This is a genomic window from Amycolatopsis japonica (genome assembly GCF_000732925.1).
Classification (GTDB): Bacteria; Actinomycetota; Actinomycetes; order Mycobacteriales; family Pseudonocardiaceae; genus Amycolatopsis; species Amycolatopsis japonica.
In genome coordinates this window covers 4442077-4458795 of sequence record NZ_CP008953.1, presented here as the reverse complement: position 1 = coordinate 4458795, position 16719 = coordinate 4442077, and the positions used below count along the sequence as shown (strand labels likewise).

The following is a 16719-nucleotide window of genomic DNA, read 5'->3' as shown; positions in this document are numbered from 1 at the left end:
CCCGTCCGCACAGCACAGAAAGACGAATCCTCGATGAACGCTGTCCTGCCCCGGCGCGCGGCGCCGGCCGTCGGCAACACACCCGTGCTCTGGATCGACGAACGACTCACCGGCTCCGGTAAGGGTTTCTGGGCCAAACTGGAGGGCTTCAACCCCGGCGGCATGAAGGACCGCCCCGCGTTGCACATGGTGGCGGCGGCCAAGGCCCGCGGCGAGCTGGCCGACGGCGCGACGATCGTCGAGTCGACCAGCGGGACACTCGGGCTCGGGCTCGCGCTGGCCGGGATCGTCCACGGGCATCCGGTCACTCTCGTCACCGATCCCGGGATGGAACCGATCGTGCGACGGATGCTCACCGCGCACGGCACCCGCGTCGACCTCGTCACCGAGCCTCATCCGGTGGGCGGCTGGCAGCAGGCACGCCGTGACCGGGTCCAGCGGGTATTGGCGGAACAGCCCGGTTCCTGGTGCCCCGACCAGTACCACAACCCGGACAACGTCGACGCGTACGCGGGTTTGGCCGAGGAACTGGCCGCGCAGCTGGGCCGGATCGACGTGCTGGTGTGCTCGGTCGGCACCGGCGGGCATTCGGCCGGGACCTTCCGCGCGCTGCGGCGGTATTCCCCGCATCTGCGCCTGATCGGCGTGGACACCGTGGGCTCGACGATCTTCGGGCAGCCCGCCACCTCACGGCTGATGCGGGGGCTCGGATCGAGCATCCATCCGCGCAACGTCGATTACGACGCGTTCGAGGAGGTCCACTGGGTCGCCCCGGCCGAAGCGGTGTGGACCTGCCGCCGTCTCGCCGCGGCGCAGTACGCGACCGGCGGCTGGAGCGTCGGCGCGGTCGCCCTCGTGGCCGCCTGGCTGGCCCGCACACACGATCCGGACGTGCGGATCGCCGCGGTCTTCCCGGACGGCCCCCAGCGTTACTTCGACACCGTCTACAACGACGAGTACTGCGCGGGACACGGGCTGCTCGACGTGGTCCCGGCGAGGGAACCGGACGTCATCGGCCACCCCGGCGACCGCGTGGTGGAACGCTGGACCCGGTGCCGCACGATCGTGGATCCCGCGCTGTGACGGGGTTCGCCGAGCGGTTCCGGTCGTTCGACCGGCCCAGCAAGGTGTTGATGGTCAACCAGTTCACCATCAACGTCGGGTTCTACATGCTGATGCCGTACCTGGCGGGCTACCTTTCGGGCCCGCTGGGGCTGGCGGGCTGGGCTGTCGGCCTGGTGCTGGGCATCCGGAACTTCTCGCAGCAGGGCATGTTCCTGGTCGGGGGCACACTGGCCGACCGGTTCGGCTACAAACCGCTCATCGTCGCCGGATGCGTGCTGAGGACGGCGGGGTTCGCGTTGTTGAGCGTGACTTCGTCCCTGCCGTCGCTGATCGTCGCGTCCGCGGCCACCGGTTTCGCCGGGGCGTTGTTCAACCCGGCGGTCCGCGCCTATCTGGCCGCGGACGCGGGGGAGCGGCGGCTCGAGGCCTTCTCGGTGTTCAACGTGTTCTACCAGGGCGGGATCCTCGCCGGGCCGGTGGTCGGGCTCGCGCTGACCGCCGTCGACTTCCGGTTGACCTGCCTGGTCGCCGCCGCCGTCTTCGGCGTCCTGACCGTGGTGCAGATACGGGCGCTGCCCGCGCACGAGAACGAACGCGACCGCTCGTCGGTCTGGTCGGACTGGCGCGCCGTCGTGGCGAATCGCTCCTTCCTGCTCTTCGCGCTGGTCATGATCGGCTCGTACGTGCTGTCCTTCCAGACCTATCTGGCGCTTCCGATGGAGGCCCGCCGGATCACCGGATCGGAGACGTCGGCGACCGTGCTCATCGCCGGGCTGTTCGTGATCTCGGGCGGCCTCGCGATCGCCGGGCAGCTCAAGATCACGGCCTGGGCCAAGGACCGGTGGCCGCCCGGCACCTGCCTGGCCGTGGGCATGACGTTCATGGCCGCGGCCTTCGTCGCGCCGCTGACCGTCGCCAGGGCGGGTCCGGTCGTCGCGGGAGCCGGATTGCTCGTCTCCGCGGCCCTGCTGGCGGTGGGGACGGTCGTCGTCTTCCCGTTCGAAATGGACACCGTCGTGCGGCTTTCCGGCGATCGGCTCGTCGCCACGCATTACGGCTTCTACAACACGATCGTCGGCGTGGGCATTCTTCTCGGCAACCTGTTCACCGGCACCGTTTTCGACCTCGCACGCCGGGCCGGTTTCCCGGAGTTCCCCTGGCTCGCCCTGACGGTGATCGGGGCCGTCTGCGCCTTCGGGTTGCGTGGTCTCGACCGGAGCCGGCTTCAGACGAGCGTCGTCCAGTAACTCCAGAAGGCCTGCAGGACCGCGACGGTGATGGCGGCGTACCAGACCACGAGCACCACGCTGTGGTACCGGATCGCCGCCCTCACCTCCGGTCCTTTGTGGAGGTTGTGCAGGGTCGTGTACCAGAAGACGGCGATGGTGACCGCCCACACGACCATGCAGTAGGGGCACAACGCGCCGATGACGTACAGGCTCTGGATCATCAGCCAGTGCACGAACACGACACCGAGCGCCGAGCCGATCTGGAGGCCCAGCCAGTACCACCGCGGGAGCCGCGCCCCGCCGAGCAGCACGACCCCGGTCGTGACGACGACGCCGAATCCCGCGATCCCCAGTAACGGGTTCGGGAAGCCGAACAGTTCCGCCTGCGGCGTCTTCATGATCGAGCCGCAGCTGAGGACCGGGTTGATACTGCAGGTCGGGTTGTAGGAGAAGTCCTTGAGCAGACGGAACTTCTCGATGGTGAGGACGAACGAGGCCAGCAGCCCGATCGCGCCGCCGGCGAGCAGGACCCACGGCGTCGCCCGGACGGCGAACGGCTTCACTTGGCCAGTTCCCGGTCGATGGCCGCCTTGAGACCCTGATAGGACGGCGAGCCCGAGAACTTCACGCCGTTGACGAAGAACGTCGGTGTGCCCTCGACGCCGATGTTCGCGCCGTCGGTGCGGTCGGCCAGCACCCGGCCGACGATGACCTGGTCGTCCAACGCGGTCTCGAACGCTTTCAGATCGAGGCCCAGCTGCCGCGCGAAGCCGAGGAAGGTCTCACGATGGGAGACTTGCTGGTCGCCCCACTCCGGCTGCTTCTCGAACATCAGGCGGTACATCGGTTCGAGCCTGCCCTGTTCACCCGCCGCCTCCACGGCCCGGGCGGCGAGCTCGGCGTTCCGGTGACTGGGGATGGGGAAATAGCGCATGACGAACGTGACCCGGTCGCCGTACTCGGCTCGGAGCCGCTCGACGCCCGGGAAGGCGGCGCCGCACGCCTCGCATTCGAGGTCGAGGAACTCCACGACGGTCACCTTGCTGCCCGGCGGATCGGAGAGCCGGTGGCTGTCGGGCCGGACGAGGATCGACGCGGGCACCACCGGAGGCGCGTCCGCTTGGGCGGTCGGGGTGTCTTCACCGAGATTGGTGAAGACGAGCAACGCGGCCACGACTGCGATCACGACGGCCACGACCGTCAGGGAAACCTTGGTGTTCTTGGTCATTCTGTTGTGTCCTTGGCTGGGTTCCGGCAACTGAAAACGGCAGGGCTACGCCGGATCAGGTACGGGAAACGCAAAGTCGGACAAGGGGTGGAGTGCTCGAAGAAGACTTCGCCGGTGAGGTCGGCGGCACTTCCGTTTCACGGCGTCGATGCTGCCGGACGAGGAGGAAAAGCACGGCGAGCAGCGCCACGCCGATACCCGTCAGGACTTCGGCTTCGTCAAATTGACGGAGATCGTGGATCCGGCGGGCAACAAGGTCACTTTCGTCTGGGAGAACCCGTCGCCGGAGTGATCGGGTCAATTCTTTCCGGAAGATGACGGCAGCGCGCTTGCCGTTGCCCGTGGCGGGCGGCCGATGGTCCGATTCCCTCCGTCATCGACACTGGAGGGAATTCCATGAAGCATTCGAGGCGCAAGGCTTTCGCGCTGGCCCTGCTCGTACCGCTCGCCACGCTCGTCGCGGTGCCCGGCGCTGAGGCCGCGACCGAACGCACGATCAAGGTCGTCACCTACAACGTGGGCGACGCGGGCGGGCTCAAGGCCGACCTCGTCCGTCTCCTCGAGACCGAACGTCCCGCCGTCCTGGGACTGCAGGAGGTCGCCGACCGCGAGGACGTCGTGCGGGAGGCCGCGGCGGCGACGGGCTATGTCGCCATCTACGAGACCGACCGCCGCGCGATCAAGCACAACGCCATCCTGGTGCGCGGCAACATGACCATCACCGGCCATGGCGCGGGCGAGATCTCACCAGCGTCCAAAGTGGACCCGTCCACGCCCGGTACCGGCCCCGCCGAACCCGGTGACTGCGGCTGCTGGGTGCCGCCCAAGTACGTCAACTGGGTGCGGGTGGGAGGCGCGGGCTTCGAGTGGGTCGTCGGTGTGGTGCACCTGACCCCGTCCGCGCAACGGTTCGAGCTCAACCGCGAACTGCACAACCTGCAGGTCCGCAACACCGCGGACTGGTTCTCCTCGCGGGCGGCCGAGCCGATCGTCATGGGGGACTTCAACGCCGAGCCGGGTTCGGATCTGATGACCGGGCTGCGGCGCGTGGCCGATTCCTACAGCGCGCCGAGCCACGACGGCAGGTCCATCGACCACGTGTGGGCGAAAAAGGACTCGACCGGGTCCGCTGTGGACGCCCTCGGCGGCTACGGGAGCGACCACCGGCCGGTGCGTGCCCGTGTGACGGTGACCCGATGATGCGGCGCGCCCTGATCGCCGTCCTGTGCGGCGTCGGCCTCCTGACGGCCGGGCCGAGCGCCACCGCCGAAACCGGGCCCCGCGACGAGTCGCTGGACTTCCGCTTCCCGGCGGCGGATCTGATGCGGATTCCGGAGACGAACACCTACGTCGCGGTCGGCGCGAGCGTCCCAGGCAAGAAGCTTCCGTACACGAAGGTCGAGTTCAGCGGCGGAACCTTTCAGCGCCGAGGCGCCGTCGACGGCGACGCCTGGGACGGCGTCACGTTCCCCGCGGGCTATTGGGCGAGACCGGACTCTCCACTGTGGACACCGGCGTTGTTCGCGCATCAGGAGGACGGCCGTGTCGTCTACTACGTCTTCTACAGCGCGGCGCTGCCCGGTTCCGAGCCTGCCGGGCAGGCCAAACACTGTATCGGCTACGCGACCTCGTTGCGGGCCACGGGCGGGTTCGTCGCCAACGCGGATCCGCTGTTCTGCCCGGATCGCGGGTGGGCGATCGACGCCGACGTGAGCAGGGGACAGGGCGAGGTCTGGCTGACCCTGCGCAACGGCGCCTGGACGCAAGACCGCGTCACCGCCCTCGGTGCCGCCAAACTGGACTTCGACCGGTCCCGCCACGTGCGGCGGATACCGGAAGCCGACGCGAAGAAGCTCATCGACAACGCGAACCTCGAGTGGACGCACCACAACAGCCCGTCCGACGACGTCCTCACGATCGAGAATCCCAACGCCGTCCGCATCGACGGGGACTGGTACCTCTTCTACTCGGGGAACAACTGGTACGCGAACCGGTACTCCACGGGCGTCGCCTACTGCGGAACCGCGCTGACGGACAACCGGTGCACCCCGATGGCCGAGCAGCGCGCGTACTTCTCCTACGAGCCCGACCCGGAGGGAGAGCCGCGGTTCCGGCCGGGACTGCCGGACAAGTTCCGCAAGAAGAACCTGCCGGGCAACAAACGAGGCCCTGGCGCGTTCAACGCTTTCCAGGCACCCGACGGATCGTGGTGGGCTTCGTGGAACTACATCACCGACGCGAGCCCGTTGCCGCAGGAGGATCCTTCTCCGGAACGGCGGAGCCGGATCGGTCGATTGACGAAAACCGGCAGCGGGGCCACGGCCGAGTTCAGCGTGAGCTGGTGAGTCTGTGAGGAAGCGGGTCTCCGTGTCCGCGGAGACCCGCTTCGTCGCTCAGTCGCGGGCGGCGTCCTGCAGCCGCTCGATGGTTTCGTCGATCCAGGCGACCCAGGTCTGCGCCATCATCTCGCCGGCTCGGCGGACCGAGTCCCAGACGAGCGGGTCGAGTTCGTTGCCGCCGGAGAGGGCGGTGGCCGCGGCGATCTGCTCCGGCATTTCGACGGCGAGCCGCTCGTGGTCCTTCACGTGGAGGTCGCGCATGACCCGGAGCTGGGTCACGGTGTCTTCCGGCGAACGGGAGCCGGCGAAGAAGAAGCGGACCATGAAGGGCACGCGGACGGGGTCGAGTTCGGTGACCAGCTCGCTCTGCCAGGAATCGAACGCCGCCCGCCCGGCGTCGGTGATCGTGTACACGCGGCGGTCCGGCCTGCTCTGCTGTGGCTCCACTTCGGACACGACCAGGCCGTTGTCCTCGAGCTGGCTCAGCGTGCGGTAGATCTGGCTGAGCTGGGCGGGCCAGACGAAGTGGATGCTGGAGCGGATCGCGGTGGCCAGGTCGTAGCCGGTCATCGGTTGCCGGAGCAGGAAGCCCAGCAGGGCGAATCTGAGCATCGGGCTCCTCTCGGCGGGAAACCCGGAGGATAGCAATCGGTCAGACCCGCTCGGCGTGCCGTGCGAACCAGGCGGAGAGGAGTTCGGTGACGTGCCGGGGCCGTTCGCGGTGCGGCCAATGCCTGGTGTCGAGCCAGTGCAGCTCGGCCTGCTCGCACCGCGCCGCACTCGGTTCGGCGAGATGCTTGCCGAGCGCGCCGTCACGGCGGCCCCAGATGATCTGCGTCGGCACGCGCACCGTCGCGGGATCCTTGGCGCGAAACGACGTCAGCATCGACCGGAACATCGCGCGGTACCAGAAGAGCGGGCGTTGGATCGTGCCGGGATGGCGCCAGACGGCGCGGTGCCGGTCGAGGTCGGCGTCGTCGAGGTGGGCGCCGTGTTCGAGCATCGCCGCCAGCAGCGCGCCTTTGCGGGCGCCGAGGATCGCCTCGGCGAGTCCGGGGATTTGGAACGCCACCATGTACCAGCTCCGCAGCAGCTGGGAAGGCTTGCGTCGCAACGAATCGGCGAACACCTGCGGGTGGGGGCAGTTGACGATGGTCAGCGAGCGGACCAGATCCGGTCGTTCGATCGCCACCGCCCAAGCGACGGCCCCGCCCCAGTCGTGCCCGACCAGATGCACCGGCGCCGCGTCTTGCCGCTCGATGAGCAGGACGATGTCCTCGACCAGTTCGGGCATCGCGTAGTCGGCGACGGTGGCGGGCTTGGACGACAGGCCGTAGCCGCGCTGGTCCGGCGCGAGTACCCGGTAGCCCTGCTCGGCGAGCGCGGTCATCTGCGGCTCGAAGGTGAACCACAGATCGGGCCAGCCGTGGAGGAACAGTGCGGCAGGGCCGCCGTCGGGGCCGTCGGTCTCGACGTGGAGCAAGACGTCGTCGACGTCGACGAACTGTGGCCGGAACATGGGCGGGCTCCTCGTCGGACGGGTTCAACCGGCGCCGAGGACGGCGGCGACGGTCGCGGACAGGGGACCGGGATCGCGGTCGCGCAACGGCCTCAGCACCCTCCGGACGATCCGCGGGGAGCCGAGCGACGACAATGGCCGGTGGAGATTGAGCACGTCGTTGAAGGCCGCCGCCACTTCGGGATCCAGCGCCGCCGCTCGTTCCAGGCGGTTGCGATAACCCTCGCCGAATCTGGCCGTCCAGGGCGACCGGACTCCTTCGGTGCGGCATCCGTAACGGATGTCCTCTCCGAGGGCGAGGCGCCAGGCTTCGGCGGAGGTGGCGGCGATGGCCCGCGCCGCCCGCCTTTCCAGCCCGGCGTCGTCCCCGGCGGCGAGCGCCCGGCCGAGCGCGGCCGCGGACAGCGCCGCCACGCTCATTCCCTGACCGTAGATGGGGTTGGCCGCGCTGGCGGCGTCGCCGAGCGCGATGACGCCGCCGGGCAGTTCGCGAGCCCGGTCGTAGTGGCGCCGGGTGTTGCTGCGGACGCGGAAGGCGCGGATCGGGCCTGCCGGTGTCGACCGGCGAAGTGCCTCGGCCACCACCGGCGCGGTGAAGCGATCGGCGAAGTCCCGCAACCCGGCGAGATCCGACGGTACGGGTTCGTCGCGGGCGATCGATCCGAACGAGATGTGCAGCAGGCCGTGCTCGATACGCAGGACGACGCCGCCGACGGAGGAGCCGGATTCGGCCTGGCCGCCCAGGATGGCCAGCCACTCGGGATCGAAGGACGGATCGGGTTCGGTGACGACGCTGACGTAGCGGACGTCGGAGTGGACGATCGATTCCGGCGGAGGCCGGTACCCGATCCGTTCGAGCCACTCCGGCAACGGTGAGCCGCGGCCCGAGGCGTCGACGACCAGGTCGGCGCCCAGAGCCTCGTCGGGCGTCCGGACACCGGTGACCCGTCGGCGGGCCCGGTCGGTCGTCAGCCCGGTGGCGGGTGTCCGGTCCAGGATCGTCACGTTCGCCAAGGCCCGGACGTGGTCGCGGATCGCGTGCTCGATCAGGACCCGGCTCGCGCCGAAGCCACCGCTCCACCAGGCGGGTATCCGGATGGTCGTCCCGCCGCGGACGAGGAAGAGCGAACGATCGCCCATCGCGGGGTCGCCCGAACCCGGAGTGAGCGCGCCACGGGCGGCCAGCTCCGCGGACAGACCGGGGAACAGCCCGACCAGTACCCGGCGGCCGGAGCCCAGCAGGCCGTGCGCGTGATGCGACTGCGGGACGAAGCGCCGATGCTCCGGCCGGTCCGGGAGTTCGTCACGCTCGACCACGACCACCTCGTCGTAGTGCTCGGACAGGATCCGTGCGGCCACGAGACCGGCGACCCCTGCTCCGAGCACCAGCGCCCGGTCCCGCCGAAGGTATGACATGAGTCATATATAACTTGTTGAATAGCGGAGGTCAATGGCCGGCGGCGAGGCCGTGATGACCGCTCAGCCGAGCTCCAGCGTCGGGAGTTCGGTGCGCGCGGTGATGCCGAGCTTGGGAAACGCCTTGTACAAGTGGTATCCCACCGTCCGGGCGCTGAGGAACAGTTGTGCCGCGATGTCCCGATTGGACAGTCCGCGCGCCGCGAGCCGGACGATCTTCCGTTCCTGTGGGGTGAGTGCCGCGAGCGCGCCCGCCACGGGTTCCGTCACGACTTCACCGGTCGCGTCGAGTTCGGCGCGGGCGCGTTCGGCCCAGGGGACGGCGTCGAGCCGCCGGAAGGTTTCGAACGCCTCACGCAGGTGAGTCCGCGCCGCGGACTTGCGACGCATGCGGCGAAGCCATTCCCCGTACAGCAACGCGGTTCGCGCGCGTTCGAACGGCCGGTCGCCGGGATGGCCGCGCAAGGCCTCCTCGTACAGTTCCGCCGCGGCGGAATCGGGGGCGAGCAGGGCGCGGCACCGGTGCACGTGGGCGGAGATCCACGGCTGGTCCGCGCGAGCCGCCCAGCCCACGAGCCGCTCGACCGGTTCGGCGGCCAGATCCGGCTTGCCGAGACGGGCCGCGGCCTCGACCAGATCCGGGACACCGCGCAGACCGGGCAACTGGTGGCGCATCGGACCGGTGCGCAGGGCGGTGAGCCGGGTGAGCGCGGATTCCCAGCGGGCGAGCCCGAGATCGAGCAGCGCCAACGCCCAGTGCGCCCACGACAGGCCCGGTGCCGGGGTCCCGGGTTCCGGCGCGGCGAGGGCTTCGTCGGCGTAGGCGTGGCAGCGGTCCTCGTCGCCGGCCGCCGCGGCCAGGTAGGCCAGCACGCCGTTGGCCTCGGCGATCCATTGCCGATGGCCGAGTTCTCGCGCCAGCTGCAGCGCTTCGGCCGCCTGGTCGCCCGCCTCGGCATGACGGCCGAAGAAAACCGCGGCTCGGGCCGCGCAGAGCAGCACCGGCGGGGTGCGCCCGAGCTGCCCGTTCTTCCGGCATTGGACGAGCAGTTCGTCGGCGACCTGATGCGCTTCGGTGTCGTGCCCTGCCGATTGCAGGCTGGTGGCACCGACGAGGATCGTGTCGTGCGGACCGCCGAAGCCGGTGCGGCGCGCGTCGGCGATCCGGTCGGCGAGCGGACGCCGCAGCGGGAGGCCGATCGCGGCACGGGCGACTTCGGACAGCAGCCCGGCGACGTGGGCGATCGGTTCGGGGGCGGCGGGCGCCGCCGCGTCCAGCCGCTCGACGGTGTCCGCGATCTCGCGTTCGCCGAGGTACCAAGCCGCGTGTACCGCGTCTAGCAGCAGGTGGACGGCGGTTTCCGGTTCGGCGGACGGGGCGGCTTCGGTGAGCAGGCGCCGTGCGGTGGTGAGGGCGCCACGATGGAACGCCGCGGTCGCGCGGACCCGGTCGGCGCGGACGCTCAGGGCGGGACCGGCGGAGACCAGCGCACCGGCGAGGGCCTCCATGCGGTCGAGATCGCCTTCTTCGGCCGCGGCTTCGGCGGCGAGAACCAGCCGTCGCGCGGAGTCCGGACCGGGCCCTGTCAGTTCCGCGGCGCGTTGGTACGCCGCGGAAGCGGCCGCGTAACCGCTGCGGGCGGCGGCGCGCAGGGCGGTGCTCTCCAGTTCCCCGGCGACCTGCTCGTCCGGGCCGTCGGCGACGACCGCGTGGTGCCAGGCGCGACGGTCGGCGTCGACGGGCTGGTCGAGCGCTTCCGCCAGCGCCGTGTGCACGACGAAGCGCAGGCTGACCGGTGCCGCTTGGTAGACCGCGGACCGGACGAGCGGATGACGGAAGCGAATACTGCGGTTGTCGACCTGGAGCAGCCCCGCGGTTTCGGCGGGGACGAGATCCGCGGGCCGGCAGCCGAGAGCGGTCGCGGCGCGCAGGACTACGCCGCGATCGCCGGTGTCCTCGGCGGCGGCGACGAGCACCAGCCGCCGGGTCGGTTCCGGCAGCAGCCGGACCTGGTCGAGGAACGCCGCTTGGACGGTGTCCGGGAGCGGCAGGGCCTCTCCGGCGGCGGGACGACCGGCGGCGAAGGCGGCGGGTAGTTCGAGGAGGGCGAGCGGATTGCCTTGCGCCTCGGCCAGGACCCGATACCGGTCCGCGGGGGACAGCGGCGTGGCGTGATCGGCCAGCAGCTCGGCGGCGGCGGGTGCGGTGAGCCCGGATAGCGGCAACGTGGCCACTCCGGGCGCGAGAAAGCCGTCACGGGCGGCGATGATCAGCGCGATGCCTTCGGCGTCCAGCCTCCGGGCGGCGAACAGCAGCGCTTCGGCGGAGGCTCGGTCCAGCCATTGCGCGTCGTCCACCAGGCACAGCACCGATCCGCCGTCGGCGAACTCGGCGAGGAGCGAGAGAACGGCGAGGCCGACGAGCATCCGGTCGCCCGGTTCGGCCGCCGCGAGACCGAACGCCCCGCGCAGGGCCCGTGCTTGCGGCGCCGGGAGCGCGTCGGCCCGGTCCAGCGCGGCGCGCAGTACGAGATGCAGGCCGGCGAACGGGAGATGGGCTTCGGACTCGATCCCGGTTCCACGGAGGATCCGCAGGTCCCCGGCTTGCGCGGCGGCGTACTCCAGCAGTGCGGTCTTGCCGATCCCGGGTTCGCCGGTGAGGAGCAGGCTGCCGCTGCGCCCGGCCCGGCAGTCGGCCAGTAGCCGGTCGACGACCGATGTCTCGTCCTCCCGTCCGCGCAACACGTCGCGACAGTACTTAATGCGCGAGGGAAACCGCCGCGAGACTGCCGGGTTGTGACAGATTCCGCAGGCCCGGCGAAGCCCTAGCGTCCTCGGTGAAGGAGGTGGCCATGTCCGGCATGGATGAGCTGGCCCGGCGGTATCTGGCGAGCTGGAACGAAACCGATCCGGTCCGGCGTCGCGCGCTCGTGGCCGAACTGTGGACGCTCGACGCCCGTTACGTCGACCCGATCGTGGTCGCGGAAGGCCACGCGGGCATCGACGAGGCGATGGCGACCGCGCAACGACGGTTCCCCGGTCTGCGTTACCGGGCGGCGGGCCCCGTCGACGCCCACCACGACGTGGCGCGGCTGACCTGGGAGCTCGGCCCGGACGGTGGTCCGGCCGTGATCATCGGCAGCACCGTGCTGGTCGCTGGGCAGTCCAGGCTGAGCCGCGGCTACGGCTTCCTCGACCCTGTCCCCACAACTGGAGCCGACAAGTGAACCCTGATCCGACGACGCTTCACCCGCTGCCCGCGCACGAGCGGGTGATCTTCCTGAAACCGCTGATCCGCTCGCCGAAGATCGTGGTCGGCGACTACACCTATTTCGACGATCCGGACGGCGCGACGGAGTTCGAGCGGCGCAACGTCCTCTACGGCTACGGGCCGGAACGACTGGTCATCGGCAAGTACTGCGCGCTCGCCAGCGGTACCCGGTTCCTGATGGCCGGTGCCGACCACCCGACTTTGGGGCCGTCCACCTTCCCGTTCACCATGTTCGGCGGCGACTGGACGGAGAAGACGCTCGACCTCGTCACCGGCATGCCGAGCCGGGGCGACACGGTGGTCGGCAACGACGTCTGGATCGGCCACCAGGCCACCGTCATGCCAGGGGTGACCATCGGCGACGGGGCCATCGTGGCGGCGGGCGCGGTGGTGACCGCGGACGTACCGCCGTACACCATCGTCGGCGGCAATCCGGCCCGGCCGATCCGGCAGCGGTTCGGCGACGCCGAGGTTTCCGCGCTGCGTCGCGCGGCCTGGTGGGACTGGCCGGTGGACCTGGTCACCGAGCACGTCCGGACGATCATGGCCGGCGACCCGGCCAAGGTTCTCCGTATCGCCGCCGAGCACGGATTCGCGGCTGCCGAATGAGCCGCATCGGCATCGAAGAATTCCCCGTCCCCGGCGAAGGCCCGTACGCGATCGCCCTCGGACCGGACGACGCCCTCTGGTACACGTTGGTCCGAAGTGGACACATCGGGCGACTGGTTCCGGGAGGAACGCCGGAGAACTGGCCGCTCGCTCCGGACAGCGGCCCGACCGTGATCGCGGCAGGCCCGGACGGCGCATTGTGGTTCACCGAGTACCAGGCGCACCGTATCGGGCGTATCACCACGGCTGGTGTGATCAGCGAGTTTCCCTTGCCCACGCCGGAATGCGGCCCCTACGGACTCGCCGCAGGCCCCGACGGAGCGCTGTGGTTCACCGAGATCGCCGCCGACCGGATCGGCCGGATCACGATGTCCGGTGACGTCACGGAGTTCGCGCTGCCGGGCACCGGAACGTTCCCGTCGGCGATCGTCGCGGGACCGGACGGCGCGCTGTGGTTCACGATGAACCAAGCCGACGCCATCGGCCGGATCACCACCGGCGGAGAGATCACCGTGCACCGGCTGCCGGCCCAGGCCGCCGGACCGGTCGGAATCGCCGCCGGTCCCGACGGGGCCCTGTGGTTCACCGAGATCACCGCCGGGCAGATCGGCCGGATCACCGTCCACGGGGACGTGACCGAATTCCCGCTACCCGACCGTTCCGCGCGGCCGCACGCCATCGCCGGCGGCGACAACGAGTTGTGGTTCACCGAATGGGGTGGCAACCGGGTCGGCTCGATCACCCCGGACGGTGTCATCGAGACACACGACCTGCCCACACCGGGTTCCGAACCGCACGGCCTCGCGTTCGGCCCGGACCGAGCAGTGTGGACGGCGTTGGAACTTGGGGCACTTGCCCGAATCGACAATGAAGGAGAGGTTCGATGAGCACCACGATCGACGCGGAGTTCGAGATCGACAGCTGGGACGAGAAGCCCTACGCCGAGCCGCCGGAGGGCCCGAAGCTGACCCGGATCGTGATCCGCAAGACCTACCGCGGAGCACTGGCCGGAACCGGGGTCGCCGAGGTACTCACCGCACAGGGAGAGGGCGGCGCCGGGTACGTCGCGTCCGAACGCATCGAAGGCACCCTCGACGGCAGGCCGGGCTCGTTCGTGATCCAGCACGGCGGACTGGCGGACGGGGACGAACAGAGCACTTTCGGCGCGGTGGTCCCGAAATCCGGTACGGGGGAGCTGGCCGGGTTGTCCGGGCGGGCGGTTGAAGCGCGGCACGGGGTGCTGACGCTGGAGGTCTGGTTCGGTGCCGGGGTGGGGGCGGAGGACGGCTGACAGCGGACGACGCCTCTGCGGTATGTGAACCTGTTGCCGCCATGGCAAAGCTAGGTGGCGAGCCCGTCGAGGAGCCGCTGGCTTCGCTCGGCCTTCTCCGTCCGGTTCTGGACTCGATAGAGGTCGTGCGCGTCCTGCCAGCACCGGCGGGCGGCCTCCCGGTCCCCGAGGGCGACGTGGACGTGGCCGAGGATGTCCTCCACTTGTGCCACGAAGTAGCTGTTGCCGAGCTCTCGAAGCATGGCGAGCCCCTGTTCGCACAGTCGCAGTGCGTCCGGATGACGGCCGGCCTGGTGTGCCAAGAAGCCTTGGATCGCCAGCGACAGAGCCTCGCCGTTGCGGTTTCGGTGACGGCGATGAAGGTCCAAGGCCGAGGCGGCGAACGGGGCTGCCTGCTCGTGACGGCCCATGAGCGCGAAGTACCACGCTGTCTGGTTGAGCGCGCGGGCTTCCCATTCCTCGTCCTCGGCCGACTGGAACAAGCGCAGCGTGCGGAGGATGTTCTCCAGCGCGAGACGGATCTCGCCTTGCTCACTCTGAGCCCAGGCGAGGATCCGTAGGACGTGGGCCTGGCCGGACGGGTCGCCGAACCGCTCGGCCAGCGGCAGTGCGCGCTGGAGGTGATCCACCGCCTCGGTATGCCTTCCCTGCAGGGCGTAGGCCTCGGCGAGCTGCCGATGCGCCAAGGCGCGCACGGCCGGGCTGCCGGTCCGCTCGGCGGCGACAAGCCCGAGGCACCCCATGGTGACCTGGTCATCGAGCCGTCCCACTCGCCAATGGAAGGTGTGCAGCGCCAGCGCGAACTGCACCGCCGCCGGATGCCAGCCGAGCTCGACGGCCAGCCGCTGAGCGGCGAGCACGCAGGTGTGCTCATCGTCCAGCCAGGCGAGCGCCGCGGCCTCGTCCCGAAACCTCAGCGGCAGGCACCCCGGCGTGACTGGAGCGACCTGGATCGCCTCGCGATGCGGGTCGAGCAGTTCGTCGGCCGCGTGGGCGGTGTGCAGGTAGAAGTCCACGACTCGCCGTAGCGCGTCGATATCCGCTTCATCGCGCGCCGACTCGGTGAGGTAACGCCGGACGAGGTCGTGCATCCGGTAGCGTCCGGCGCCGTCGTGGCCGACCAGCGATTTCTGCTCGAGCCCGCGCAGGAGGGTCCTGGCCCGGGCGACGGTCGTGCCGACGAGGCTCGCCGCCGCCCGCAGGCCGATGTCCGGTCCCGGCGCGAGACCGACGAGGACGACCGCTTCCGCCTCGTCGCCGGTGAGTGCCTGATGCGACCAGGAGAACACCGCGGGAAGGCTGGCCGCCGGATCCGCGGAGTCCAGTGCTTCGACTCCCGCTTCGTGCAGCTCGGCGGCAAGACCGGCGAGGGAGGCACCCTGGTGGGTGGCCGCGTTTCCCGCGACGATGCTCAGTGCCAAGGGGAACCCGCGGCAGAACTCGACCAGTTCGTCCACCACGGCGGGTTCGGCGTCGACCCGGGTGGTGCCGAGCCGGTCGGTGAGCAGCGCTCTGGCTTCACGGTCGTTGAGGACGTCGAGAAACAGCGGACGGGCGCCGTGCCCGGTCGTCAAACCGGGGAGCCTGCTGCGACTGGTCACCACGACCGCGCAGGAGGCGCTGCCGGGCAGCAGCGGGATCACCTGTTCGGTGTCGACGGCGTTGTCCAGCAGGATGAGCAGGGCCTTGTCCGCCACGATGCTGCGGAACAAGGCGGCTTGGGCGTGCGGGTCCGCGGGAATCCGGTCGGGAGTGAGACCGAAGCTCTGGAGGAAACCGCGGGTCGCCACCGCCGGGCTCATAGGCAGCCCGTCGGAGCTGAAGCCGCGCAGGTCGACGAACAACTGGCCCGCCGGAAAACGGTGAACGTTGTCGTGTGCCCACCGCAAGGCGAGCCATGTCTTGCCGATCCCACCGGGACCGCCGATCACCACCAGCCCGTTCGGCCGCTCCTCGTCCTCCAGCAGCGTGGTGAGTGCGGCGAGTTCGTCACTCCGGCCGACGAACGAGCGCGGTAGCGCCGGAAGCTGCCGTGGCACCTGTGCACCGGCACCCGCGACAGGACGGATCGCCTGCCGCGCGGGATCGGGAGGATAAGGATGGTCCGGCAGGCCGATCCAGCCCACCGTCGACGTCTCCTTCACCTGGACCGGTACGGGCCGGAACGTCGCCGGATCGACGACCCGGCTGTGCCTGACCACGTCTTCGAAGAACCAGTCCGAGGTGACCAACGCCAGCACTCCCGGCGACTCGGCCAGCGCGGCCCGGAGAGGGGCCGCGTCGAGCAGCCGGAACGTGAGGTTCACCGCCGCCGCGGCGACACCGTGCTCGTCGTAGGCGACCTCGCCCGCGTGCAACGCCATCCGCAACCGGATCCGTTCCTCGCTCGGATGCGTCCGGTTGTGCTCGGCCACTGCGGCGACGAGGGCCTGGGGGAGCGCGTCCACGAAAAGCGCTTTAGGAACCTGGGCGGGCACGAGGACGAACACCGCGTCGCCGCGATCCTCGTGATCGCAGTCCGCCCACGACGCCCCGATTTCGTCGAATGAGTGACGAAGAATTTCGTAAAGTGCGGCACGCACCACCAATTGATGCGAGTTGGTACGTCGTCGATCGCCGAAACCCTCGACATCCACGACGAACACCGTGCGGTGCACGGAATACCGATGCCGCTCCATCGCCGCCCTCCCACGCGAGAAGTTACGCCATCGTCGATTGCCCTGCCAGTCAGCGGGATCGACGCCTTTTCGCT

General features: G+C 70.0%; 16 protein-coding genes. 9 read left to right on the top strand and 7 right to left on the bottom strand.

The features are described from left to right. Nucleotides 1–33 precede the first annotated feature (33 nt). A complete protein-coding gene (locus AJAP_RS20690; RefSeq protein ID WP_051972532.1) occupies nucleotides 34–1083 on the top strand; it encodes a PLP-dependent cysteine synthase family protein in 1050 nt (349 codons plus the stop codon). Continuing rightward, nucleotides 1080–2312, top strand: a complete 1233-nt coding sequence (locus AJAP_RS20685) for an MDR family MFS transporter (RefSeq protein WP_038514242.1) — start codon at nucleotides 1080–1082, stop codon at nucleotides 2310–2312. The genes AJAP_RS20690 and AJAP_RS20685 overlap by 4 nt, the downstream gene beginning before the upstream one ends. Here the strand turns inward: AJAP_RS20685 and AJAP_RS20680 are convergent. Then, nucleotides 2291–2857 carry a vitamin K epoxide reductase family protein gene (locus AJAP_RS20680; RefSeq protein WP_038514240.1) on the bottom strand — a complete coding sequence of 189 codons (567 nt, stop codon included), beginning with the start codon at nucleotides 2855–2857 and terminating at the stop codon, nucleotides 2291–2293. The two genes, AJAP_RS20685 and AJAP_RS20680, sit on opposite strands and share 22 nt — an antisense overlap. Next, entirely contained in the window at nucleotides 2854–3522 is a 669-nt protein-coding gene (locus tag AJAP_RS20675; RefSeq protein WP_038514238.1) for a DsbA family protein, read from the bottom strand. The genes AJAP_RS20680 and AJAP_RS20675 overlap by 4 nt, the downstream gene beginning before the upstream one ends. A 148-nt stretch (nucleotides 3523–3670) precedes the next feature. On the opposite strand from AJAP_RS20675, the gene AJAP_RS44535 reads away from it, so the two are divergent. The 3 genes from AJAP_RS44535 (at nucleotide 3671) to AJAP_RS20665 (ending at nucleotide 5867) form a co-directional block, all read left to right on the top strand. Next, on the top strand, nucleotides 3671–3814 hold the full coding sequence (locus tag AJAP_RS44535; RefSeq protein WP_174492031.1) for a hypothetical protein: 144 nt from the start codon (nucleotides 3671–3673) through the stop codon (nucleotides 3812–3814). A 104-nt stretch (nucleotides 3815–3918) separates the two neighbouring features. Continuing rightward, entirely contained in the window at nucleotides 3919–4722 is an 804-nt protein-coding gene (locus tag AJAP_RS20670) for an endonuclease/exonuclease/phosphatase family protein (protein WP_038514236.1), read from the top strand. Then, nucleotides 4719–5867 carry a family 43 glycosylhydrolase gene (locus AJAP_RS20665; protein WP_038514233.1) on the top strand — a complete coding sequence of 383 codons (1149 nt, stop codon included), beginning with the start codon at nucleotides 4719–4721 and terminating at the stop codon, nucleotides 5865–5867. The genes AJAP_RS20670 and AJAP_RS20665 overlap by 4 nt, the downstream gene beginning before the upstream one ends. 48 nt (nucleotides 5868–5915) lie before the next feature. Here AJAP_RS20665 and AJAP_RS42530 read toward each other — a convergent pair whose 3' ends face one another. The 4 genes from AJAP_RS42530 to AJAP_RS20645 all read right to left on the bottom strand — a co-directional run bounded on the left by AJAP_RS42530 (nucleotide 5916) and on the right by AJAP_RS20645 (nucleotide 11541). Then, on the bottom strand, nucleotides 5916–6473 hold the full coding sequence (locus AJAP_RS42530; protein ID WP_051972531.1) for a PadR family transcriptional regulator: 558 nt from the start codon (nucleotides 6471–6473) through the stop codon (nucleotides 5916–5918). 40 nt (nucleotides 6474–6513) lie between these two features. Next, entirely contained in the window at nucleotides 6514–7380 is an 867-nt protein-coding gene (locus tag AJAP_RS20655; RefSeq protein ID WP_038514231.1) for an alpha/beta fold hydrolase, read from the bottom strand. A gap of 24 nt (nucleotides 7381–7404) precedes the next feature. Next, nucleotides 7405–8796, bottom strand: a complete 1392-nt coding sequence (locus tag AJAP_RS44100; RefSeq protein ID WP_051972530.1) for an NAD(P)/FAD-dependent oxidoreductase — start codon at nucleotides 8794–8796, stop codon at nucleotides 7405–7407. Nucleotides 8797–8859: 63 nt separating this feature from the next. Next, the gene (locus AJAP_RS20645) at nucleotides 8860–11541 is read right to left on the bottom strand and encodes an ATP-binding protein (RefSeq protein WP_038514228.1); all 2682 of its coding nucleotides are present in this window, start codon (nucleotides 11539–11541) and stop codon (nucleotides 8860–8862) included. A 107-nt stretch (nucleotides 11542–11648) separates the two neighbouring features. Here AJAP_RS20645 and AJAP_RS20640 point away from each other — a divergent pair, with 107 nt between their 5' ends. Genes AJAP_RS20640 through AJAP_RS20625 form a run of 4 tightly spaced genes read left to right on the top strand, consistent with a single transcriptional unit; the run spans nucleotide 11649 to nucleotide 13967 of the window. After that, nucleotides 11649–12023 (top strand): nuclear transport factor 2 family protein, encoded by a 375-nt coding sequence (locus AJAP_RS20640; protein WP_038514225.1) that lies wholly within the window; start codon nucleotides 11649–11651, stop codon nucleotides 12021–12023. After that, a complete protein-coding gene (locus AJAP_RS20635; RefSeq protein WP_038514223.1) occupies nucleotides 12020–12676 on the top strand; it encodes a CatB-related O-acetyltransferase in 657 nt (218 codons plus the stop codon). The genes AJAP_RS20640 and AJAP_RS20635 overlap by 4 nt, the downstream gene beginning before the upstream one ends. Next, a complete protein-coding gene (locus tag AJAP_RS20630) occupies nucleotides 12673–13563 on the top strand; it encodes a Vgb family protein (protein WP_038514220.1) in 891 nt (296 codons plus the stop codon). Before AJAP_RS20635 ends, AJAP_RS20630 begins: the two co-directional genes overlap by 4 nt. Beyond that, the gene (locus AJAP_RS20625; protein ID WP_038514218.1) at nucleotides 13560–13967 is read left to right on the top strand and encodes a DUF3224 domain-containing protein; all 408 of its coding nucleotides are present in this window, start codon (nucleotides 13560–13562) and stop codon (nucleotides 13965–13967) included. The genes AJAP_RS20630 and AJAP_RS20625 overlap by 4 nt, the downstream gene beginning before the upstream one ends. A gap of 50 nt (nucleotides 13968–14017) precedes the next feature. On the opposite strand, the gene AJAP_RS20620 is transcribed toward AJAP_RS20625, so the two are convergent. After that, on the bottom strand, nucleotides 14018–16645 hold the full coding sequence (locus AJAP_RS20620) for an ATP-binding protein (RefSeq protein ID WP_038514216.1): 2628 nt from the start codon (nucleotides 16643–16645) through the stop codon (nucleotides 14018–14020). Between the last annotated feature and the right edge of the window lie 74 nt (nucleotides 16646–16719).